32 protein-coding genes and 4 tRNA genes are annotated in these 17788 nt (G+C 44.8%); 35 read left to right on the top strand and 1 reads right to left on the bottom strand.

Annotation, left to right across the window (positions count from 1 at the left end; translation table 11 throughout):
* Positions 1–36: 36 nt before the first annotated feature.
* The gene (gene coaA / locus P3L56_RS20250) at positions 37–987 is read right to left on the bottom strand and encodes a type I pantothenate kinase (protein ID WP_042849049.1); all 951 of its coding nucleotides are present in this window, start codon (positions 985–987) and stop codon (positions 37–39) included.
* A 281-nt stretch (positions 988–1268) separates the two neighbouring features.
* Here coaA and P3L56_RS20245 point away from each other — a divergent pair, with 281 nt between their 5' ends.
* The 35 genes from P3L56_RS20245 (at position 1269) to P3L56_RS20075 (ending at position 17751) form a co-directional block, all read left to right on the top strand.
* Positions 1269–1397, top strand: a complete 129-nt coding sequence (locus P3L56_RS20245) for a hypothetical protein (RefSeq protein ID WP_257786024.1) — start codon at positions 1269–1271, stop codon at positions 1395–1397.
* A gap of 17 nt (positions 1398–1414) precedes the next feature.
* Positions 1415–1490: transfer RNA gene (locus tag P3L56_RS20240), tRNA-Thr, on the top strand.
* A gap of 15 nt (positions 1491–1505) precedes the next feature.
* A tRNA-Tyr gene (locus P3L56_RS20235) sits at positions 1506–1590 on the top strand.
* A 77-nt stretch (positions 1591–1667) separates the two neighbouring features.
* Positions 1668–1742, top strand: a tRNA-Gly gene (locus P3L56_RS20230).
* 6 nt (positions 1743–1748) lie between these two features.
* Positions 1749–1824: transfer RNA gene (locus P3L56_RS20225), tRNA-Thr, on the top strand.
* Positions 1825–1937: 113 nt separating this feature from the next.
* Positions 1938–3122 (top strand): elongation factor Tu, encoded by a 1185-nt coding sequence (gene tuf / locus P3L56_RS20220; RefSeq protein ID WP_042847578.1) that lies wholly within the window; start codon positions 1938–1940, stop codon positions 3120–3122.
* Positions 3123–3334: 212 nt separating this feature from the next.
* Positions 3335–3535, top strand: coding sequence for a bacterioferritin-associated ferredoxin (bfd, locus tag P3L56_RS20215; protein ID WP_042847577.1), 201 nt, complete (start codon positions 3335–3337; stop codon positions 3533–3535).
* 123 nt (positions 3536–3658) lie between these two features.
* Positions 3659–4132 (top strand): bacterioferritin, encoded by a 474-nt coding sequence (gene bfr, locus P3L56_RS20210; protein WP_042847575.1) that lies wholly within the window; start codon positions 3659–3661, stop codon positions 4130–4132.
* 359 nt (positions 4133–4491) lie between these two features.
* Positions 4492–4803 carry a 30S ribosomal protein S10 gene (rpsJ, locus tag P3L56_RS20205; protein ID WP_001181005.1) on the top strand — a complete coding sequence of 104 codons (312 nt, stop codon included), beginning with the start codon at positions 4492–4494 and terminating at the stop codon, positions 4801–4803.
* A 32-nt stretch (positions 4804–4835) separates the two neighbouring features.
* Positions 4836–5465, top strand: coding sequence for a 50S ribosomal protein L3 (rplC, locus tag P3L56_RS20200; protein ID WP_042847572.1), 630 nt, complete (start codon positions 4836–4838; stop codon positions 5463–5465).
* A 16-nt stretch (positions 5466–5481) separates the two neighbouring features.
* Entirely contained in the window at positions 5482–6087 is a 606-nt protein-coding gene (rplD, locus tag P3L56_RS20195; RefSeq protein WP_042847571.1) for a 50S ribosomal protein L4, read from the top strand.
* Positions 6084–6386: a 50S ribosomal protein L23 gene (gene rplW / locus P3L56_RS20190; protein ID WP_042847569.1), complete on the top strand. Its 303-nt coding sequence runs from the start codon at positions 6084–6086 to the stop codon at positions 6384–6386. The genes rplD and rplW overlap by 4 nt, the downstream gene beginning before the upstream one ends.
* A 19-nt stretch (positions 6387–6405) precedes the next feature.
* A complete protein-coding gene (gene rplB, locus P3L56_RS20185; RefSeq protein WP_006657016.1) occupies positions 6406–7230 on the top strand; it encodes a 50S ribosomal protein L2 in 825 nt (274 codons plus the stop codon).
* A gap of 14 nt (positions 7231–7244) precedes the next feature.
* Entirely contained in the window at positions 7245–7523 is a 279-nt protein-coding gene (gene rpsS, locus P3L56_RS20180; RefSeq protein WP_004265426.1) for a 30S ribosomal protein S19, read from the top strand.
* Between the two features lie 15 nt (positions 7524–7538).
* Positions 7539–7871, top strand: coding sequence for a 50S ribosomal protein L22 (gene rplV, locus P3L56_RS20175; protein WP_004265430.1), 333 nt, complete (start codon positions 7539–7541; stop codon positions 7869–7871).
* A 17-nt stretch (positions 7872–7888) separates the two neighbouring features.
* Positions 7889–8590, top strand: a complete 702-nt coding sequence (gene rpsC / locus P3L56_RS20170; protein ID WP_004907131.1) for a 30S ribosomal protein S3 — start codon at positions 7889–7891, stop codon at positions 8588–8590.
* 12 nt (positions 8591–8602) lie between these two features.
* The gene (gene rplP, locus P3L56_RS20165) at positions 8603–9013 is read left to right on the top strand and encodes a 50S ribosomal protein L16 (RefSeq protein ID WP_004265436.1); all 411 of its coding nucleotides are present in this window, start codon (positions 8603–8605) and stop codon (positions 9011–9013) included.
* On the top strand, positions 9013–9204 hold the full coding sequence (gene rpmC / locus P3L56_RS20160; protein ID WP_004265442.1) for a 50S ribosomal protein L29: 192 nt from the start codon (positions 9013–9015) through the stop codon (positions 9202–9204). Before rplP ends, rpmC begins: the two co-directional genes overlap by 1 nt.
* The gene (rpsQ, locus tag P3L56_RS20155; protein ID WP_042847566.1) at positions 9204–9458 is read left to right on the top strand and encodes a 30S ribosomal protein S17; all 255 of its coding nucleotides are present in this window, start codon (positions 9204–9206) and stop codon (positions 9456–9458) included. The genes rpmC and rpsQ overlap by 1 nt, the downstream gene beginning before the upstream one ends.
* A gap of 176 nt (positions 9459–9634) precedes the next feature.
* The gene (gene rplN / locus P3L56_RS20150) at positions 9635–10006 is read left to right on the top strand and encodes a 50S ribosomal protein L14 (RefSeq protein ID WP_004265449.1); all 372 of its coding nucleotides are present in this window, start codon (positions 9635–9637) and stop codon (positions 10004–10006) included.
* Between the two features lie 10 nt (positions 10007–10016).
* Entirely contained in the window at positions 10017–10331 is a 315-nt protein-coding gene (gene rplX, locus P3L56_RS20145) for a 50S ribosomal protein L24 (protein ID WP_042847564.1), read from the top strand.
* Positions 10332–10346: 15 nt separating this feature from the next.
* Complete coding sequence (rplE, locus tag P3L56_RS20140) at positions 10347–10886, top strand: 50S ribosomal protein L5 (RefSeq protein ID WP_006816328.1); 540 nt, start codon at positions 10347–10349, stop codon at positions 10884–10886.
* Between the two features lie 12 nt (positions 10887–10898).
* Positions 10899–11204: a 30S ribosomal protein S14 gene (gene rpsN, locus P3L56_RS20135; protein ID WP_004265458.1), complete on the top strand. Its 306-nt coding sequence runs from the start codon at positions 10899–10901 to the stop codon at positions 11202–11204.
* Between the two features lie 29 nt (positions 11205–11233).
* The gene (gene rpsH, locus P3L56_RS20130; RefSeq protein WP_042847562.1) at positions 11234–11626 is read left to right on the top strand and encodes a 30S ribosomal protein S8; all 393 of its coding nucleotides are present in this window, start codon (positions 11234–11236) and stop codon (positions 11624–11626) included.
* Between the two features lie 14 nt (positions 11627–11640).
* Positions 11641–12174 (top strand): 50S ribosomal protein L6, encoded by a 534-nt coding sequence (rplF, locus tag P3L56_RS20125; protein WP_042847560.1) that lies wholly within the window; start codon positions 11641–11643, stop codon positions 12172–12174.
* A 9-nt stretch (positions 12175–12183) separates the two neighbouring features.
* The gene (rplR, locus tag P3L56_RS20120) at positions 12184–12537 is read left to right on the top strand and encodes a 50S ribosomal protein L18 (RefSeq protein ID WP_042847557.1); all 354 of its coding nucleotides are present in this window, start codon (positions 12184–12186) and stop codon (positions 12535–12537) included.
* A 14-nt stretch (positions 12538–12551) separates the two neighbouring features.
* Positions 12552–13052: a 30S ribosomal protein S5 gene (gene rpsE, locus P3L56_RS20115; RefSeq protein ID WP_004265471.1), complete on the top strand. Its 501-nt coding sequence runs from the start codon at positions 12552–12554 to the stop codon at positions 13050–13052.
* Between the two features lie 6 nt (positions 13053–13058).
* A complete protein-coding gene (rpmD, locus tag P3L56_RS20110) occupies positions 13059–13238 on the top strand; it encodes a 50S ribosomal protein L30 (RefSeq protein WP_004265475.1) in 180 nt (59 codons plus the stop codon).
* Positions 13239–13241: 3 nt separating this feature from the next.
* Positions 13242–13676: a 50S ribosomal protein L15 gene (gene rplO, locus P3L56_RS20105; protein WP_004265478.1), complete on the top strand. Its 435-nt coding sequence runs from the start codon at positions 13242–13244 to the stop codon at positions 13674–13676.
* A gap of 7 nt (positions 13677–13683) precedes the next feature.
* Positions 13684–15009 carry a preprotein translocase subunit SecY gene (secY, locus tag P3L56_RS20100; protein WP_042847554.1) on the top strand — a complete coding sequence of 442 codons (1326 nt, stop codon included), beginning with the start codon at positions 13684–13686 and terminating at the stop codon, positions 15007–15009.
* A 46-nt stretch (positions 15010–15055) separates the two neighbouring features.
* A complete protein-coding gene (rpmJ, locus tag P3L56_RS20095; protein ID WP_071548716.1) occupies positions 15056–15172 on the top strand; it encodes a 50S ribosomal protein L36 in 117 nt (38 codons plus the stop codon).
* A gap of 145 nt (positions 15173–15317) precedes the next feature.
* On the top strand, positions 15318–15674 hold the full coding sequence (rpsM, locus tag P3L56_RS20090; RefSeq protein ID WP_004907144.1) for a 30S ribosomal protein S13: 357 nt from the start codon (positions 15318–15320) through the stop codon (positions 15672–15674).
* Between the two features lie 16 nt (positions 15675–15690).
* A complete protein-coding gene (rpsK, locus tag P3L56_RS20085; RefSeq protein WP_002919257.1) occupies positions 15691–16080 on the top strand; it encodes a 30S ribosomal protein S11 in 390 nt (129 codons plus the stop codon).
* 35 nt (positions 16081–16115) lie between these two features.
* Positions 16116–16736 carry a 30S ribosomal protein S4 gene (gene rpsD, locus P3L56_RS20080; RefSeq protein ID WP_004265487.1) on the top strand — a complete coding sequence of 207 codons (621 nt, stop codon included), beginning with the start codon at positions 16116–16118 and terminating at the stop codon, positions 16734–16736.
* A 25-nt stretch (positions 16737–16761) separates the two neighbouring features.
* A complete protein-coding gene (locus P3L56_RS20075; protein WP_004265491.1) occupies positions 16762–17751 on the top strand; it encodes a DNA-directed RNA polymerase subunit alpha in 990 nt (329 codons plus the stop codon).
* Positions 17752–17788: the final 37 nt, after the last annotated feature.

Genomic DNA, 17788 nt, shown 5'->3' with positions numbered 1-17788 from the left:
TATTGGCCGGTAACAAACCGGCCAATATATTATTAACTATTTTCTTAGGCGGACATTTTGAATAGAATGGTTTTCGCCCTTAGTCATTATTAGGCTTGCTCTTTCTTTGGTGGGTAAAATATTTTCTTTAAGATTTAACCCATTAATTTCATCCCAAATTGACCCAGCAATATTAATAGCTTCATCTTCTGTTAATTTAGAGTAGCTATGGAAATAAGAATCTGGATCAGAGAATGCACCTTGTCTAAATTTCAAGAACCTACCGATATACCATTGTTTTAATAGCTCCGGTGCTGCATCAACATAGATTGAAAAATCAACAAAATCGGAGACAAATACGTGGTGTGGATCTTGTGGATAATCCATATCACTTTGTAAAACATTTAACCCTTCAAGAATTAAAATATCGGGTTGGTCAATTAGTTGTTCTTGATCAGGAACGATATCATAAGTCAGATGGGAGTACACAGGTGCCTTAACATTGCGCGCACCTGATTTTATTTGCGACACAAAGTTAACCAGTTTTCGCATATCATAAGACTGAGGAAACCCTTTTTTCTTCATGATATTTCTATCTTTCAAAACTTGGTTAGGGTGTAGAAAACCATCAGTGGTGATCAAATCAACCTTACGGTGTTCTGGCCAGCGCGTCAGCAATGCTTGCAATAGACGAGCCGTTGTACTCTTACCTACGGCAACACTGCCAGCAATACCAATAATGTATGGAACTTTTGCTCCGTTTGTTCCTAGAAACTGCTCTAAAACTGCTTGGCGTCGTAAATTTGAACTGATATAAAAATTCAATAGACGCGATAAAGGTAGATAAATTTCGATAACATCTTCCATAGAGAGCTCTTCATTAATCCCCTTTAATTCAAAAAGCTCGCTTGATGTCAGTGTCAAAGGAACTGAATCACGTAAAGTTGCCCAGTGTTCTCTATCAAACTCTAAGTATGGCGTAGTAATAAAATTTTCATTCTTTTTCATAAACCAACATCTGCCTATTTTATGCAGGTTGGACAGGTTGCCTAAACACCCGTATCCATAAAATTTGCTAGCATCATAGCGAGTGATAAAGGTGAGGCGTAGGTTTTTTTGTATTTTTTATGAGTTTTTTTTGAAGTGTGCAGAAAAAATGATACTGAATGATTAAAAAACGATCTGCTATTTGCTGGGATAAAACTGTGATTTTGAATAAAAAATAGCCCTTTGAAACTTTTTAAGTTTTTTTCCCCCTTTGCTGAACAAATAATAATGGATTATAGTTAATGGCTGCTGTTGATGTTTTAATCTTAAAAGAGCTAAAAAAACAGCAAAAATGCAAAAAGCGAACAAAATATAAGCAAATGAACAAAAAACTTAATTTTTTTGTTGCAACATGCGCTCACTCTTCCTAGAATGCGCAGCACTTGATGCCGGCATAGCTCAGTTGGTAGAGCAACTGACTTGTAATCAGTAGGTCCCGAGTTCGACTCTTGGTGCCGGCACCATTAAAAATTTGGATAGGTGGGATACCCAAGCGGCCAAAGGGAGCAGACTGTAAATCTGCCGTCACAGACTTCGAAGGTTCGAATCCTTCTCCCACCACCATCTCCAAGAAGTTTTCTTTCCAAAGAAAATTTTGAGGAACAGTTTAACAGCTGATAACTCAGGTAGCCGAGTTCATTGCGGGCATCGTATAATGGCTATTACCTCAGCCTTCCAAGCTGATGATGCGGGTTCGATTCCCGCTGCCCGCTCCAAGATGTGCTGATATAGCTCAGTTGGTAGAGCGCACCCTTGGTAAGGGTGAGGTCGGCAGTTCGAATCTGCCTATCAGCACCACTTCCCTTATGTTCTCAATTATCTCCCTGTTTTGTCTCCTGAAATAACAAGCGAAATTCTTGCTTGGTTGATGTGGTTTAACCACCGATTCCGTGTCTTAGAGGGACAATCTAATGTCTAAAGAAAAATTTGAACGTTCAAAACCGCACGTTAACGTTGGTACTATCGGCCACGTTGACCACGGTAAAACTACTCTGACAGCAGCTATCACTACTGTTCTGGCTAAAACTTACGGCGGCGCAGCGCGTGCATTCGATCAAATCGATAACGCACCAGAAGAAAAAGCGCGTGGTATCACCATCTCTACTTCTCACGTAGAGTACGATACTCCAACTCGCCACTACGCACACGTAGACTGCCCAGGACACGCCGACTATGTTAAAAACATGATCACTGGTGCTGCTCAGATGGACGGTGCAATTCTGGTTGTTGCTGCGACAGATGGCCCAATGCCACAAACTCGTGAGCACATCCTGTTAGGTCGTCAAGTTGGTGTTCCATACATCATCGTTTTCCTGAACAAATGTGACATGGTAGACGACGAAGAACTGTTAGAATTAGTTGAAATGGAAGTTCGTGAACTTCTGTCTCAATACGATTTCCCAGGCGACGACACTCCAGTTGTTCGTGGTTCAGCTCTGAAAGCGCTGGAAGGCAACCCAGAGTGGGAAGCGAAAATTGTTGAATTAGCAGAGCACTTGGATTCTTACATTCCAGAGCCAGAGCGTGCAATTGACAAGCCATTCCTGCTGCCAATCGAAGACGTATTCTCAATCTCAGGTCGTGGTACAGTAGTAACAGGCCGTGTTGAGCGTGGTATCATCAAAGTTGGTGAAGAAGTTGAAATCGTTGGTATCCAAGACACTGTAAAAACTACCTGTACTGGTGTTGAAATGTTCCGTAAACTGCTTGACGAAGGTCGTGCAGGTGAGAACGTTGGTGTTCTGTTACGTGGTACAAAACGTGAAGAAATTCAACGTGGTCAAGTATTGGCTAAACCAGGTTCAATCAAGCCACATACTCAGTTCGAATCAGAAGTTTATATTCTGAGTAAAGATGAAGGTGGTCGTCATACTCCATTCTTCAAAGGTTACCGTCCACAGTTCTACTTCCGTACAACTGACGTAACAGGTACTATCGAACTGCCAGAAGGCGTAGAAATGGTAATGCCAGGTGATAACATCAACATGATCGTTACCCTGATCCACCCAATCGCGATGGACGACGGTTTACGTTTCGCAATCCGTGAAGGTGGCCGTACTGTAGGTGCGGGTGTTGTTGCAAAAATTATTGCATAATACCTAACCACTAAAGGTTTTAATGAAAAGGCACCGTTCAGGTGCCTTTTTAGTTTTAGCACTCGTTAGGCTGAAAGAAATGCCTAGTGACCCCACAAGTCAATTCTAAATACGGCACTAAAGTATATTGTGTAAATAATCAGCAATGATAATTGAAATACAAATCATTTTCATTTAAAATATTCGTATGTGATTTATACAGGTTAAGCATCATGTACGTATGCCTCTGTGAAGCAATTACTGATAAACAGATCAGAAATGTAGTAAGAAAATATCAGGTCACCTCCCTTAAAGGGTTACGCCAAATTTTACCTGTAGGCCTCGAATGCGGAAAATGTATTAGGCAGACGAAGGTAATCTTGCATGAAGAACAGGTTTTACTTGAAGAAATCTGCGCTGTCGAAGTTGCTTAGGTTGTAATCTAGTCACTCGTAAGAATTAAATTACTAACTTTTCATTTAAATCGTCGTATAAATATTACCCAGCTATCTATTTCAGTACTACACTTAAAATACTGGAAGCGATGGAGGGTACACATGAAAGGCGATAAAAAAATGATAGCCCATTTAAATAAATTATTGGGCAATGAACTAGTTGCAATTAACCAATATTTTTTACATGCCCGTATGTTCAAAAATTGGGGGCTAACTCGTCTCAATGAGATGGAATACCATGAATCAATTGATGAAATGAAACATGCCGATAAATACATCGAGCGTATTCTTTTCCTCGAAGGTATCCCTAATTTACAAGATCTTGGCAAGTTAAATATTGGTGAAGATGTTGAAGAGATGCTGAAATCAGACCTACAACTTGAGATAGACGGCGCAAAAAATCTAAAAGAAGCTATCAAATATGCGGACTCTGTTCATGATTACGTCAGTCGTGATTTAATGATTGAAATTTTAGCAGACGAAGAAAACCATATTGATTGGATTGAAACGCAACTTGAGTTGATCACTCGTATAGGACTACAGAACTACCTTCAAGCACAAATCAAAGAAGAGTAATGCTCAATAACATTGTTTAACTAAAAAATTATAGTTAATAAAAGCCCTCAATAATTGAGTTTTCAACATTGAGGGCTTTTTTTAATACCAGCGCTCAGCGCCCACCTTAAAAAAATTCGCACATATTTTCCCCGATTGCTTGCGTTTAGCGATAATTTACGTATAATGCGCGGGCTTACTGATGAGTAAGCCCTATATTTTAGGACTGAAATCTCAGTATTGAGTTAACGATTTGTTACTCATTTAGACAATACTCCCGATTTGGGAGTTACATCAAGAACGATTACACTCTCCCATCAATCGAAATGGGTACGAGGAGTAATCATTTTACGTTTATAAATAGTTGGAGCTCTGGTCTCATGCAGAACCAAAGAATCCGTATCCGCCTGAAAGCTTTTGATCATCGTTTAATCGATCAATCAACTGCGGAAATCGTAGAGACTGCTAAGCGCACTGGTGCGCAAGTACGTGGTCCTATCCCGCTGCCGACACGTAAAGAGCGTTTTACCGTTCTGATCTCTCCGCACGTTAACAAAGATGCGCGTGATCAGTACGAAATTCGCACTCACAAGCGTCTGGTTGACATCGTTGAGCCAACCGAAAAGACCGTTGATGCTCTGATGCGTCTGGACCTGGCTGCCGGCGTTGACGTGCAGATCAGCCTGGGTTAATCAGGTCGTCGAACGATTGAGAGGTTGAAACAATGATTGGTTTAGTCGGTAAGAAAGTGGGAATGACGCGTATCTTCACTGAAGATGGTGTTTCTATCCCTGTAACTGTTATCGAAATTGAAAATAACCGTGTTACTCAGGTTAAAACTGCAGAAACTGACGGTTATAATGCAATTCAGGTTACTACTGGTAGCAAAAAAGCTAACCGTGTAACTAAACCTGAAGCAGGTCATTTCGCTAAAGCTGGCGTTGAAGCTGGCCGTATTCTGCGTGAATTCCGTACTGAAGAAGGTACTGAGTTTGCAGCAGGTCAAAGCATTAGCGTTGAAATTTTCGCTGACGTTAAAAAAGTCGACGTTACTGGTACATCTAAAGGTAAAGGTTTTGCCGGCACAGTTAAGCGCTGGAATTTCCGTACTCAAGATGCTACTCACGGTAACTCCTTGTCTCACCGTGTTCCGGGTTCTATCGGTCAGAACCAGACTCCGGGCAAAGTGTTTAAAGGCAAGAAAATGGCAGGCCAACTAGGTAATGAACGTGTAACTGTTCAAAGCTTAGATGTAGTACGTGTTGACGCTGAGCGCAACCTGCTGCTGGTCAAAGGTGCTGTTCCAGGAGCAACTGGTAGCAACCTGATCGTAAAACCGGCTGTCAAGGCTTAACGTCGAGGAGATAGGAATGGAATTGGTAATGAAAGACGCGCAAAGCGCGCTGACTGTTTCCGAAACTACCTTCGGGCGTGATTTCAATGAAGCGCTTGTTCACCAAGTAGTTGTTGCATATGCAGCTGGTGCTCGTCAAGGTACTCGTGCTCAGAAAACTCGTGCTGAAGTTTCTGGTTCAGGTAAAAAACCATGGCGTCAAAAAGGCACTGGTCGTGCACGTGCTGGTTCAGTAAAGAGCCCGATTTGGCGCTCTGGTGGTGTTAGCTTTGCAGCTAAACCACAGGACCACAGTCAAAAAGTTAATAAGAAGATGTACCGTGGTGCTTTAAAAAGCATCCTGTCTGAATTGGTACGTCAAGATCGTCTGATCGTTGTCGAGAAGTTCTCTGTAGAAGCGCCTAAAACTAAGCTGCTGGCACAGAAACTGAAAGATATGGCTCTGGAAGATGTGCTGATCATCACTGCTGAATTAGATGAAAATCTGTTTTTAGCAGCGCGCAACCTGTACAAGGTTGACGTTCGTGATGCAGCTGGTATCGACCCAGTAAGCCTGATCGCCTTCGACAAAGTGGTTATGACTGCTGATGCTGTGAAGCAAGTTGAGGAGATGCTGGCATGATCCGTGAAGAACGTCTGCTAAAAGTACTGCGCGCGCCGCATGTATCTGAAAAAGCTTCTACAGCGATGGAAAAAAGCAATACCATCGTTCTCAAAGTTGCGAAAGACGCGACTAAAGCAGAAATCAAAGCTGCTGTACAGAAACTGTTTGAAGTCGAAGTTGAAGGTGTTAACACTTTGCTGGTTAAAGGCAAAACTAAACGCCACGGTCAGCGTTCCGGTCGCCGCAGTGACTGGAAAAAAGCTTACGTTACGCTGAAAGAAGGCCAGAATCTGGACTTCGTTAGCGGCGCAGAGTAAGTCGGAGGAGTAAAGAACAATGGCAGTTGTTAAATGTAAACCTACGTCTCCGGGCCGTCGCCACGTTGTTAAAGTGGTTAACCCTGAGCTGCATAAGGGAAAACCTTATGCTCCGCTGTTAGAAAAAAACAGCAAATCCGGTGGTCGTAACAACAATGGCCGTATCACTACCCGTCATATCGGTGGTGGCCATAAGCAGCATTATCGTTTAGTTGATTTTAAACGCAACAAAGACGGTATCCCTGCGGTTGTTGAGCGTTTGGAATATGATCCAAATCGTTCTGCGAACATTGCACTGGTACTATATAAAGACGGTGAACGTCGTTATATTCTTGCACCAAAAGGCCTGAAAGCTGGCGACCAGATTCAATCTGGTGTTGATTCAGCAATCAAAGCTGGTAACGCACTGCCTATGCGCAACATCCCTGTTGGTTCTACAGTTCATAATATCGAACTGAAACCAGGTAAAGGTGGACAGTTAGCGCGTTCAGCAGGTACTTACGCTCAAATCGTTGCTCGTGATGGTGCTTATGTCACCTTACGTCTGCGTTCTGGTGAAATGCGTAAAGTTTTAGCTGATTGCCGTGCAACCTTAGGTGAAGTTGGTAACGCTGAACATATGTTACGTGTTCTCGGTAAAGCTGGTGCTAGTCGCTGGCGTGGTATTCGTCCTACCGTTCGCGGTACTGCGATGAACCCAGTAGACCATCCACATGGTGGTGGTGAAGGCCGTAACTTTGGTAAACACCCTGTAACACCTTGGGGCGTTCAAACCAAAGGTAAGAAAACTCGTAGCAACAAGCGTACTGATCAATTCATCGTACGTCATCGTTCTAAAAAATAATTAGAGGATAAGCCATGCCACGTTCTCTCAAGAAAGGTCCTTTTATTGACCTGCACTTGCTGAAGAAGGTAGAGAAAGCGGTGGAAAGCGGAGACAAGAAGCCTCTCAAGACTTGGTCCCGTCGTTCAACGATCTTTCCTAATATGATCGGATTGACCATCGCTGTCCATAATGGTCGTCAGCATGTTCCAGTTTTCGTAACCGACGAAATGGTTGGTCACAAACTGGGTGAATTCGCACCGACTCGCACTTATCGCGGCCACGCGGCAGATAAGAAAGCTAAGAAACGTTAAGGATAGGAGGAAGAGATGGAAACTTTAGCTATGCATCGCCACGCTCGTTCTTCTGCCCAGAAGGTTCGCTTAGTTGCCGACCTGATTCGCGGTAAGAAAGTGTCGCAAGCTCTGGAAATTCTGACCTACACCAACAAGAAAGCTGCTGGTTTAGTGAAGAAAGTACTTGAATCTGCAATTGCTAACGCAGAGCAAAACGATGGCGCTGACATTGATGACCTGAAAGTTGCGAAAATATTCGTAGACGAAGGTCCAACTATGAAACGCATCATGCCGCGTGCGAAAGGCCGTGCAGATCGTATTCTTAAGCGCACCAGCCACATTACAGTGGTTGTGTCCGATCGCTGAGACTCTGGAGACTAGCAATGGGTCAGAAAGTACATCCTAATGGTATTCGCCTGGGTATTGTCAAACCTTGGAACTCTACTTGGTATGCGAATACCAATGAATTCGCTGACAACCTAGACAGCGATTTTAAAGTACGCCAGTACTTAAATAAAGAATTGGCAAAAGCGTCAATCTCTCGCATCGTTATCGAACGTCCTGCGAAAAGCATCCGTGTGACTATTCACACTGCTCGCCCAGGTATCGTTATCGGTAAGAAAGGTGAAGACGTTGAAAAACTGCGTAAAACAGTAGCGGATATCGCTGGTGTTCCTGCGCAAATCAATATCGCCGAAGTTCGTAAACCAGAACTGGACGCAAAATTAGTTGCTGACAGCATTTCTTCACAGCTGGAACGTCGTGTTATGTTCCGTCGTGCTATGAAGCGTGCAGTACAGAACGCAATGCGTCTGGGCGCTAAAGGTATTAAAGTTGAAGTCAGTGGCCGTTTAGGCGGTGCTGAAATCGCTCGTACCGAGTGGTATCGTGAAGGCCGTGTGCCACTGCACACATTACGTGCTGATATCGATTACAACACTTCAGAAGCGCACACCACTTACGGTGTTCTCGGCGTTAAGGTATGGATCTTCAAAGGTGAGATTCTGGGTGGTATGGCTGCTGTTGAACAAGCTGAGAAACCAGCTGCTCAACCTAAAAAGCAGCAGCGTAAAGGCCGCAAGTAAGGAGAGTCGCTGATGTTACAACCAAAGCGTACAAAATTCCGTAAGGTGCACAAAGGCCGCAACCGTGGTCTAGCGCAAGGTACGGATGTTAGCTTCGGCACTTTCGGTCTTAAAGCTGTTGGCCGTGGTCGTCTGACTGCACGTCAGATCGAAGCGGCACGTCGTGCTATGACCCGTGCTATTAAGCGTCAAGGTAAAATCTGGATCCGTGTGTTCCCAGACAAACCAATCACTGAGAAACCACTCGAAGTTCGTATGGGTAAAGGTAAAGGTAACGTAGAATATTGGGTTGCCTTAATCCAGCCTGGTAAAGTTTTATACGAAATGGACGGTGTGCCTGAAGAGCTGGCTCGTGAGGCATTCTCTCTGGCAGCAGCGAAACTGCCTATCAAAACCACCTTTGTAACTAAGACGGTGATGTAATGAAAGCACAAGAGCTGCGCGAAAAAAGCGTTGAAGAGCTGAATGCTGAACTTTTGAACTTGTTACGTGAACAATTTAATTTACGTATGCAGGCTGCAAGTGGTCAGCTACAACAGTCTCATCTGTTGAAACAAGTGCGTCGTGATATCGCACGTGTGAAGACTTTACTGACTGAGAAGGCAGGTGCGTAATGAGCGATAAAATCCGTACTCTGCAAGGTCGTGTAGTTAGCGATAAAATGGAGAAATCTATTGTTGTTGCTATCGAGCGTATGGTGAAACACCCTCTGTATGGTAAATTCATCCGTCGTACGACTAAATTGCACGTACATGACGAGAACAATGAATGTGGAATCGGTGACGTGGTAGAAATCCGCGAAACTCGTCCACTGTCTAAGACTAAGTCTTGGGCCTTAGTTCGCGTTGTAGAAAAAGCTGTTCTGTAATAGAATAGACTTTTCTGATGAATAAACGGCTCTTATTTGATTGAGCCGTTTATTTTTTTCTGTCCAACTCGATGATGTGGTGTTATAATGCCGCGCCCTCGTAGTATGGGTATATTTGAACGGCCTCTTCATAATGAGGTGGCTCAGTAGTAGTTGACATTTAGCGGAGCACTAAAATGATCCAAGAACAGACTATGCTGAACGTGGCCGACAACTCCGGTGCACGTCGCGTAATGTGTATCAAGGTTCTAGGTGGCTCGCACCGTCGCTATGCACATGTCGGCGACATCATTAAAATTACCGTTAAAGAAGCAATTCCACGCGGTAAAGTTAAAAAGGGTGATGTCCTGAAAGCGGTAGTGGTGCGCACCAAGAAGGGTGTACGTCGCCCTGACGGTTCTGTCATTCGCTTCGATGGTAATGCTTGTGTGTTATTAAATAACAACAGCGAGCAAGTAATCGGTACGCGTATTTTTGGGCCGGTAACTCGTGAACTTCGTAACGAGAAGTTTATGAAAATTATCTCTCTGGCACCTGAAGTACTCTAAGGAGCGAACTATGGCAGCGAAAATCCGTCGTGATGACGAAGTTATCGTGCTAACTGGGAAAGACAAAGGTAAGCGCGGTAAAGTAAAGCAGGTTATTTCTTCTGGTAAAGTTATCGTTGAAGGTATCAATCTGGTTAAAAAACATCAGAAGCCTGTACCGGCTCTGAACCAACCAGGTGGCATCGTTGAAAAAGAAGCGGCTATTCAAGTTTCTAACGTTGCAATCTTTAACGCGGCAACCGGTAAGGCTGACCGTGTAGGCTTTAGATTCGAAGACGGCAAAAAAGTCCGTTTCTTCAAATCTAACAGTGAAACTATCAAGTAATTTTTGGAGTATACGATGGCGAAACTGCATGATTACTATAAAGACGAAGTAGTTAATAAACTCATGACTGAGTTTAACTACACTTCTGTCATGCAAGTCCCTCGGGTCGAGAAGATCACCCTGAATATGGGTGTTGGTGAAGCGATTGCTGATAAAAAACTGCTGGATAACGCAGCAGCTGATTTAACAGCGATCTCAGGTCAAAAACCTTTGATCACCAAAGCACGCAAATCTGTTGCAGGCTTCAAAATCCGTCAGGGCTATCCAATCGGCTGTAAAGTAACCCTGCGTGGCGAACGCATGTGGGAGTTCCTTGAGCGTCTGATTTCTATTGCTGTACCACGTATTCGTGACTTCCGTGGCTTGCCCGCTAAGTCTTTCGATGGTCGCGGTAACTACAGCATGGGTGTTCGTGAACAAATCATCTTCCCTGAAATCGATTACGATAAAGTGGATCGCGTACGTGGTTTAGATATTACTATCACCACTACTGCGAAATCAGATGACGAAGGTCGCGCACTGTTAGCAGCGTTCAACTTCCCGTTCCGCAAGTAAGGCAGGGTACTCATGGCTAAGAAATCTATGAAAGCGCGTGATGTTAAACGTGCTAAATTAGCTGAGAAGTTCTTCGCAAAACGCGTAGAATTGAAAGCTATCATCTCTGATGTTAAAGCATCCGATGAAGATCGCTGGGACGCTGTTCTCAAGCTGCAAACACTGCCACGTGATTCAAGTCCTTCTCGTCAGCGTAACCGCTGCCGTCAAACAGGGCGTCCGCATGGTTTCCTGCGGAAGTTTGGTCTGAGCCGTATTAAAGTCCGTGAAGCCGCAATGCGCGGTGAAATCCCGGGCCTTAAAAAGGCAAGTTGGTAATTCCATTTGAATCACGGGAGTAAAGACAGATGAGCATGCAAGATCCCATCGCGGATATGCTGACCCGTATCCGTAACGGTCAGGCCGCGAACAAAGTTGCGGTCACCATGCCTTCCTCCAAGCTGAAAGTGGCAATTGCCAAAGTGCTGAAGGAAGAAGGTTATATCGAAGATTTTAAAATTGAAGGCGACATCAAGCCAGAATTGGAACTGACTTTACGTTATTTCCAAGGTAAGGCTGTCGTAGAAAGCATTCAGCGTGTAAGCCGCCCAAGCCTGCGCATCTATAAGAAAAAAGATGAGCTACCACAAGTTATGGCTGGGTTAGGTATCGCTGTTATTTCTACCTCTAAAGGTGTCATGACTGATCGTGCAGCTCGCCAAGCTGGTCTTGGTGGCGAGATTCTCTGCTACGTAGCTTAATTCGGGAGGAAAGAATGTCTCGTGTGGCAAAAGCACCCGTCGTCATTCCTGCCGGCGTAGAGGTAAAACTCAACGGTCAGGTTATTTCGATTAAGGGTAAAAACGGCGAGCTTAGTCGTACTATCCATAATGCAGTTGAAGTTAAAAACGAAGACAATCAGCTGACTTTCGCACCACGCGAAGGTTTCGCGGATGCATGGGCACAAGCGGGTACTACTCGTTCACTGTGTAATGCAATGGTTGTTGGTGTTACCGATGGCTTCACTAAAAAGCTTCAACTGGTCGGTGTTGGTTACCGTGCAGCAATCAAAGGCAATGCTGTAAGCTTGTCTTTAGGTTTCTCGCATCCGGTTGAACACGCACTGCCAGCAGGCATTACTGCTGAATGTCCAACACAAACTGAAATCGTACTGAAAGGTGCGGATAAGCAAGTGATTGGCCAAGTTGCAGCAGAACTGCGTGCTTACCGTCGTCCTGAACCTTATAAAGGTAAAGGTGTTCGTTACGCCGATGAAATCGTGCGTACCAAAGAGGCTAAGAAGAAGTAAGGTAACACTATGGATAAGAAAGCAGCTCGTATCCGTCGTGCGACCCGCGCACGCCGTAAGATCCAAGAGTTGGGTGCGACTCGCCTGGTGGTACATCGTACTCCACGCCATATTTATGCGCAGGTTATCGCACCGAACGGTTCTGAAACATTGGTTGCAGCTTCTACTACAGAAAAAGCTATCAATGAACAAGTTAAGTTTACTGGAAACAAAGACGCAGCAGCAATTGTTGGTAAATTAGTTGCAGAACGCGCACTGGAAAAAGGCATCAAAGTTGTTGCTTTTGACCGTTCTGGTTTCCAATATCATGGTAGAGTCCAGGCACTGGCAGATGCTGCCCGTGAAGCTGGCCTTCAGTTCTAAGGTAGAGGTGTAAGATGGCTCACATCGAGAAACAAGCTGGCGAACTGCAGGAAAAGCTGATCGCGGTAAACCGCGTAGCAAAAACCGTTAAAGGTGGCCGTATTTTCAGCTTTACCGCACTAACTGTAGTTGGTGATGGTAACGGTCGCGTTGGTTTTGGCTACGGCAAAGCGCGCGAAGTTCCGGCAGCAATCCAGAAAGCGATGGAAAAAGCCCGTCGCAGTATGAAAACCGTTGCTCTAAACAACGGCACATTGTTCCACCCTGTGAAAGGTACACACACTGGTTCTCGTGTGTTTATGCAACCTGCTCACGAAGGTACCGGTATCATTGCCGGCGGTGCAATGCGTGCTGTTTTAGAAGTAGCTGGAGTTCGCAACGTACTGGCTAAAACCTACGGTTCCACAAACCCAATCAACGTGGTTCGTGCAACACTGGATGCTTTAGACAGCATGAAGTCTCCAGAAATGGTCGCAGCTAAGCGTGGAAAATCCGTCGAAGAAATTCTGGGGTAATCGGCCATGGCTAAGACTATTAAAATTACACAAGTTCGCAGTTCAATCGGTCGTCTGCCTAAGCATAAGGCAACACTGGTCGGTTTAGGTCTGCGTCGCATTGGTCATACAGTAGAGCGCGAGGATACTCCTGCTGTACGTGGTATGGTCAACTTGGTTTCCTACATGGTTAAAGTTGAGGAGTAAGAGATGCGTTTAAATACTCTGTCTCCGGCTGAAGGTGCCAAGCACGCGCCTAAACGCGTAGGTCGTGGTATCGGTTCTGGTCTGGGTAAAACCGGCGGCCGTGGTCACAAAGGTCAGAAATCTCGTTCTGGCGGTGGCGTACGTCGTGGTTTCGAAGGCGGCCAGATGCCTTTATATCGTCGTCTGCCGAAATTCGGCTTCACTTCACGTAAAGCAATGATCACTGCAGAGATTCGTCTGTCTGATTTTGCTGCTGTTGAAGGCGATGTTATTGATCTGAACGCACTGAAAGCCGCGAACGTTGTTGGCATCCAGATTGAATATGCGAAAGTTATTCTGTCTGGCGAAGTGAACCGTGCAGTTACTGTACGTGGCCTTCGTGTTACTAAAGGTGCTCGCGCTGCAATCGAAGCTGCCGGCGGTAAAATTGAGGAATAAGTGACAGATGGCTAAACAACCAGGATTAGATTTTCAAAGTGCCAAGGGTGGAACTGGCGAACTTAAACGCAGACTTTTGTTTGTAATTGGTGCGCTAATTGTATTCCGAATTGGTTCTTTTATTCCAATCCCTGGTATTGATGCCACTGTGCTTGCCAAATTGCTCGAACAGCAACAAGGCACCATCATTGAAATGTTTAACATGTTCTCTGGTGGTGCTCTTAGCCGTGCTTCTATCTTTGCTTTGGGGATCATGCCGTATATTTCGGCGTCGATCATCATCCAATTATTATCTGTGGTTAATCCACGATTAGCAGAGATTAAGAAGGAAGGAGAAGCAGGTCGTCGGAAGATAAGCCAATATACTCGTTGGGGTACTCTGGTATTAGCAATATTCCAATCTATTGGTATTGCAATGGGTCTACCGAATATGCCAGGGATGCAAGGATTGGTTATTGATCCGGGTCTTCCATTCTACTTTACGGCTGTTGTTAGCTTAGTCACAGGGACAATGTTCTTAATGTGGTTAGGTGAACAGATAACTGAAAGAGGTATTGGTAACGGTATCTCTATCATTATCTTCGCTGGTATTGTTGCGGGGTTACCGCCGGCTATTGGCCATACCATCGAGCAAGCTCGGCAAGGCGACCTGCACTTCCTCCTGTTGCTGTTGGTTGCAGTATTAGTATTCGCGGTTACTTTCTTTGTTGTGTTTATGGAACGTGGTCAACGTCGTATTGTCGTTAATTACGCTAAACGTCAGCAGGGGCGCCGTGTTTATGCAGCACAAAGTACACATTTACCGTTAAAAGTGAATATGGCGGGTGTAATTCCTGCAATTTTTGCTTCCAGTATCATACTATTCCCGGGTACAATAGCTTCTTGGTTTGGTGATGGAACTGGCTGGGACTGGCTGACGACTATTTCTATGTATTTGCAGCCTGGTCAACCGTTATATGTGTTGCTTTATGCATCTGCGATCATCTTCTTCTGTTTCTTCTATACGGCGTTGGTTTTCAACCCAAGAGAAACAGCAGATAACCTGAAGAAGTCCGGTGCATTTGTACCAGGAATTCGTCCGGGAGAGCAAACGGCCAAGTACATTGATAAGGTAATGACTCGCTTGACATTAGTTGGCGCATTATATATTACCTTCATCTGCCTAATCCCGGAGTTCATGCGTGACGCAATGAAAGTACCTTTTTACTTTGGTGGTACTTCCCTCTTAATCGTGGTTGTTGTTATCATGGACTTTATGGCTCAAGTGCAAACTCTGATGATGTCAAGTCAGTATGAGTCTGCATTGAAGAAAGCAAACCTGAAAGGTAAATAATCACTCTGTGTGATTATGGTTTGCTTAGAAGTTACGGAGAGTAAAAATGAAAGTTCGTGCTTCCGTCAAGAAATTATGCCGTAACTGCAAAGTTATCCGTCGCAATGGTAGCGTTCGTGTAATTTGCAGTGTTGAGCCAAGACATAAACAACGTCAAGGCTAAGAAAAAGCATTTTTTTCTTGCAAAGTTGGGTTGAGCTGGCTAAATTAGCCAGCCAATCTTTTTTATCTAAGATACATTATTGTTTGAGTATCCTGAAAACGGGCTTTTCAGCACAGTAATGTATATTTTAACTTAGGAGTGCATAGTGGCCCGTATAGCAGGCATTAACATTCCTGATCATAAACATACCGTAATCGCTTTAACATCGATTTTCGGAATCGGCAAAACACGTTCACAGGCTATCTGTGAAGCAACTGGTATTGCTGAAAATGTTAAGATCAGTGAACTGTCTGAAGAACAAATCGACAAGCTGCGTGACGAAGTTGCCAAGTATGTTGTAGAAGGTGACCTACGTCGTGAAATTACCCTGAGCATCAAGCGTCTAATGGACCTTGGTTGTTACCGTGGTTTACGTCATCGTCGTGGTCTTCCTGTGCGCGGACAGCGTACTAAGACTAACGCTCGTACCCGCAAGGGTCCGCGTAAGCCGATCAAGAAATAAGTCGGGGTACTGAATAATGGCAAAGGCACCAATTCGTGCACGTAAGCGTGTAAGAAAACAAGTCTCAGACGGTGTGGCTCATATCCATGCTTCTTTCAACAACACAATCGTTACTATTACTGATCGTCAAGGTAACGCATTAGGTTGGGCAACTGCCGGTGGTTCCGGTTTCCGTGGTTCTCGCAAATCCACTCCGTTTGCAGCTCAGGTTGCAGCAGAGCGTTGCGCAGAAGCTGTGAAAGAATACGGAATTAAAAACTTGGAAGTTATGGTTAAGGGACCGGGTCCGGGTCGCGAATCAACAATTCGTGCTCTGAACGCCGCAGGTTTTCGCATCACTAATATTACTGATGTGACTCCTATCCCTCATAACGGTTGTCGCCCACCGAAAAAACGTCGCGTTTAATACGTATCGTTTTTTAGGACTGTTGGAGAAAGAAAATGGCTAGATATTTGGGTCCTAAGCTCAAGCTGAGCCGTCGCGAAGGAACAGACCTCTTTCTGAAGTCTGGTGTTCGCGCGATTGACACCAAGTGTAAATTAGAACAGGCACCAGGCCAGCACGGAGCGCGTAAACCGCGTCTGTCTGACTATGGTGTTCAGTTACGTGAAAAACAAAAAGTTCGTCGTATCTACGGTGTTCTGGAGCGTCAATTCCGTAACTATTATAAAGAAGCAACACGTCTGAAAGGCAACACAGGTGAAAACCTGCTGACTTTGCTGGAAGGCCGTCTTGATAACGTAGTTTACCGTATGGGCTTTGGCGCAACTCGCGCAGAAGCACGTCAAATGGTTAGCCATAAGGCTATCATGGTAAATGGTCGCGTAGTTAATATCGCTTCTTATCAGGTTTCCCCGAATGACGTTATCAGCGTTCGTGAGAAAGCTAAAAAACAGTCTCGTATTAAGGCTGCTTTAGAGCTGGCTGAACAGCGTGAGAAGCCAACTTGGCTGGAAGTTGATGCTGCTAAAATGGAAGGTGTGTTCAAACGTATTCCTGAACGTACTGACTTGTCTGCGGACATTAACGAACACCTGATCGTCGAGCTTTACTCCAAGTAAAGCTTAGCACCAAAGAGAGGACACAATGCAGGGTTCTGTGACAGAGTTTCTAAAACCGCGCCTGGTAGATATCGAGCAAGTGAGTTCGACGCACGCTAAGGTGACCCTTGAGCCTTTAGAGCGTGGCTTTGGCCATACTCTTGGTAACGCACTGCGCCGTATTCTGCTTTCGTCTATGCCGGGTTGTGCGGTGACAGAGGTTGAGATTGATGGTGTACTGCATGAGTACAGCACCAAAGAAGGTGTACAGGAAGATATCCTGGAGATTCTCCTCAACCTGAAAGGGCTGGCGGTAAAAGTTCAGGGGAAAGATGAAGTTATTTTAACCTTGAATAAATCTGGCATTGGCCCTGTGACTGCAGCCGACATCATCCATGATGGTGATGTCGAAATCGTCAAGCCACAGCACATCATCTGCCACCTGACTGACGAAAGCGCATCTATTAATATGCGAATTAAAGTACAGCGTGGTCGTGGTTATGTGCCGGCTTCTGCCCGAGTTCATTCGGAAGAAGATGAGCGCCCAATCGGTCGTTTGTTAGTCGATGCTTGCTACAGCCCAGTAGAGCGTATTGCCTATAATGTTGAAGCAGCTCGTGTTGAGCAACGTACGGACTTGGATAAGTTAGTTATTGAAATGGAAACTAACGGTACAATCGATCCTGAAGAGGCGATTCGCCGTGCAGCGACCATTCTAGCTGAACAACTTGAAGCATTCGTTGATTTACGTGATGTACGTCAACCGGAAGTTAAAGAAGAGAAGCCAGAATTCGATCCTATCTTACTGCGCCCAGTTGACGATCTGGAATTGACTGTCCGCTCTGCTAACTGCCTCAAAGCAGAAGCTATCCACTACATCGGTGATCTGGTACAGCGTACAGAAGTTGAGTTGCTTAAAACGCCTAACCTCGGTAAGAAATCTCTTACTGAAATTAAGGACGTCTTGGCATCTCGTGGTCTTTCTCTGGGCATGCGCTTAGAAAATTGGCCACCAGCAAGTATTGCTGATGATTAAGATCACAGGTTAAGGTTTTACTGAGAAGGATAAGGTC

Origin of the sequence: Providencia sp. PROV024, from assembly GCF_032709665.1 — a bacterium.
Classification (GTDB): Bacteria; Pseudomonadota; Gammaproteobacteria; order Enterobacterales; family Enterobacteriaceae; genus Providencia; species Providencia huashanensis.
Note: the sequence above shows the minus strand (reverse complement) of the source record. Positions and strands in the feature narration are given on the sequence as shown.

Coding starts and splice junctions, on each gene's coding strand:
- coaA (WP_042849049.1), bottom strand. CDS start 987: ATGAAAAAGAATGAAAATTTTATTACTACGCCATACTTAGAGTTTGAT.
- P3L56_RS20245 (WP_257786024.1), top strand. CDS start 1,269: ATGGCTGCTGTTGATGTTTTAATCTTAAAAGAGCTAAAAAAACAGCAA.
- tuf (WP_042847578.1), top strand. CDS start 1,938: ATGTCTAAAGAAAAATTTGAACGTTCAAAACCGCACGTTAACGTTGGT.
- bfd (WP_042847577.1), top strand. CDS start 3,335: ATGTACGTATGCCTCTGTGAAGCAATTACTGATAAACAGATCAGAAAT.
- bfr (WP_042847575.1), top strand. CDS start 3,659: ATGAAAGGCGATAAAAAAATGATAGCCCATTTAAATAAATTATTGGGC.
- rpsJ (WP_001181005.1), top strand. CDS start 4,492: ATGCAGAACCAAAGAATCCGTATCCGCCTGAAAGCTTTTGATCATCGT.
- rplC (WP_042847572.1), top strand. CDS start 4,836: ATGATTGGTTTAGTCGGTAAGAAAGTGGGAATGACGCGTATCTTCACT.
- rplD (WP_042847571.1), top strand. CDS start 5,482: ATGGAATTGGTAATGAAAGACGCGCAAAGCGCGCTGACTGTTTCCGAA.
- rplW (WP_042847569.1), top strand. CDS start 6,084: ATGATCCGTGAAGAACGTCTGCTAAAAGTACTGCGCGCGCCGCATGTA.
- rplB (WP_006657016.1), top strand. CDS start 6,406: ATGGCAGTTGTTAAATGTAAACCTACGTCTCCGGGCCGTCGCCACGTT.
- rpsS (WP_004265426.1), top strand. CDS start 7,245: ATGCCACGTTCTCTCAAGAAAGGTCCTTTTATTGACCTGCACTTGCTG.
- rplV (WP_004265430.1), top strand. CDS start 7,539: ATGGAAACTTTAGCTATGCATCGCCACGCTCGTTCTTCTGCCCAGAAG.
- rpsC (WP_004907131.1), top strand. CDS start 7,889: ATGGGTCAGAAAGTACATCCTAATGGTATTCGCCTGGGTATTGTCAAA.
- rplP (WP_004265436.1), top strand. CDS start 8,603: ATGTTACAACCAAAGCGTACAAAATTCCGTAAGGTGCACAAAGGCCGC.
- rpmC (WP_004265442.1), top strand. CDS start 9,013: ATGAAAGCACAAGAGCTGCGCGAAAAAAGCGTTGAAGAGCTGAATGCT.
- rpsQ (WP_042847566.1), top strand. CDS start 9,204: ATGAGCGATAAAATCCGTACTCTGCAAGGTCGTGTAGTTAGCGATAAA.
- rplN (WP_004265449.1), top strand. CDS start 9,635: ATGATCCAAGAACAGACTATGCTGAACGTGGCCGACAACTCCGGTGCA.
- rplX (WP_042847564.1), top strand. CDS start 10,017: ATGGCAGCGAAAATCCGTCGTGATGACGAAGTTATCGTGCTAACTGGG.
- rplE (WP_006816328.1), top strand. CDS start 10,347: ATGGCGAAACTGCATGATTACTATAAAGACGAAGTAGTTAATAAACTC.
- rpsN (WP_004265458.1), top strand. CDS start 10,899: ATGGCTAAGAAATCTATGAAAGCGCGTGATGTTAAACGTGCTAAATTA.
- rpsH (WP_042847562.1), top strand. CDS start 11,234: ATGAGCATGCAAGATCCCATCGCGGATATGCTGACCCGTATCCGTAAC.
- rplF (WP_042847560.1), top strand. CDS start 11,641: ATGTCTCGTGTGGCAAAAGCACCCGTCGTCATTCCTGCCGGCGTAGAG.
- rplR (WP_042847557.1), top strand. CDS start 12,184: ATGGATAAGAAAGCAGCTCGTATCCGTCGTGCGACCCGCGCACGCCGT.
- rpsE (WP_004265471.1), top strand. CDS start 12,552: ATGGCTCACATCGAGAAACAAGCTGGCGAACTGCAGGAAAAGCTGATC.
- rpmD (WP_004265475.1), top strand. CDS start 13,059: ATGGCTAAGACTATTAAAATTACACAAGTTCGCAGTTCAATCGGTCGT.
- rplO (WP_004265478.1), top strand. CDS start 13,242: ATGCGTTTAAATACTCTGTCTCCGGCTGAAGGTGCCAAGCACGCGCCT.
- secY (WP_042847554.1), top strand. CDS start 13,684: ATGGCTAAACAACCAGGATTAGATTTTCAAAGTGCCAAGGGTGGAACT.
- rpmJ (WP_071548716.1), top strand. CDS start 15,056: ATGAAAGTTCGTGCTTCCGTCAAGAAATTATGCCGTAACTGCAAAGTT.
- rpsK (WP_002919257.1), top strand. CDS start 15,691: ATGGCAAAGGCACCAATTCGTGCACGTAAGCGTGTAAGAAAACAAGTC.
- rpsD (WP_004265487.1), top strand. CDS start 16,116: ATGGCTAGATATTTGGGTCCTAAGCTCAAGCTGAGCCGTCGCGAAGGA.
- P3L56_RS20075 (WP_004265491.1), top strand. CDS start 16,762: ATGCAGGGTTCTGTGACAGAGTTTCTAAAACCGCGCCTGGTAGATATC.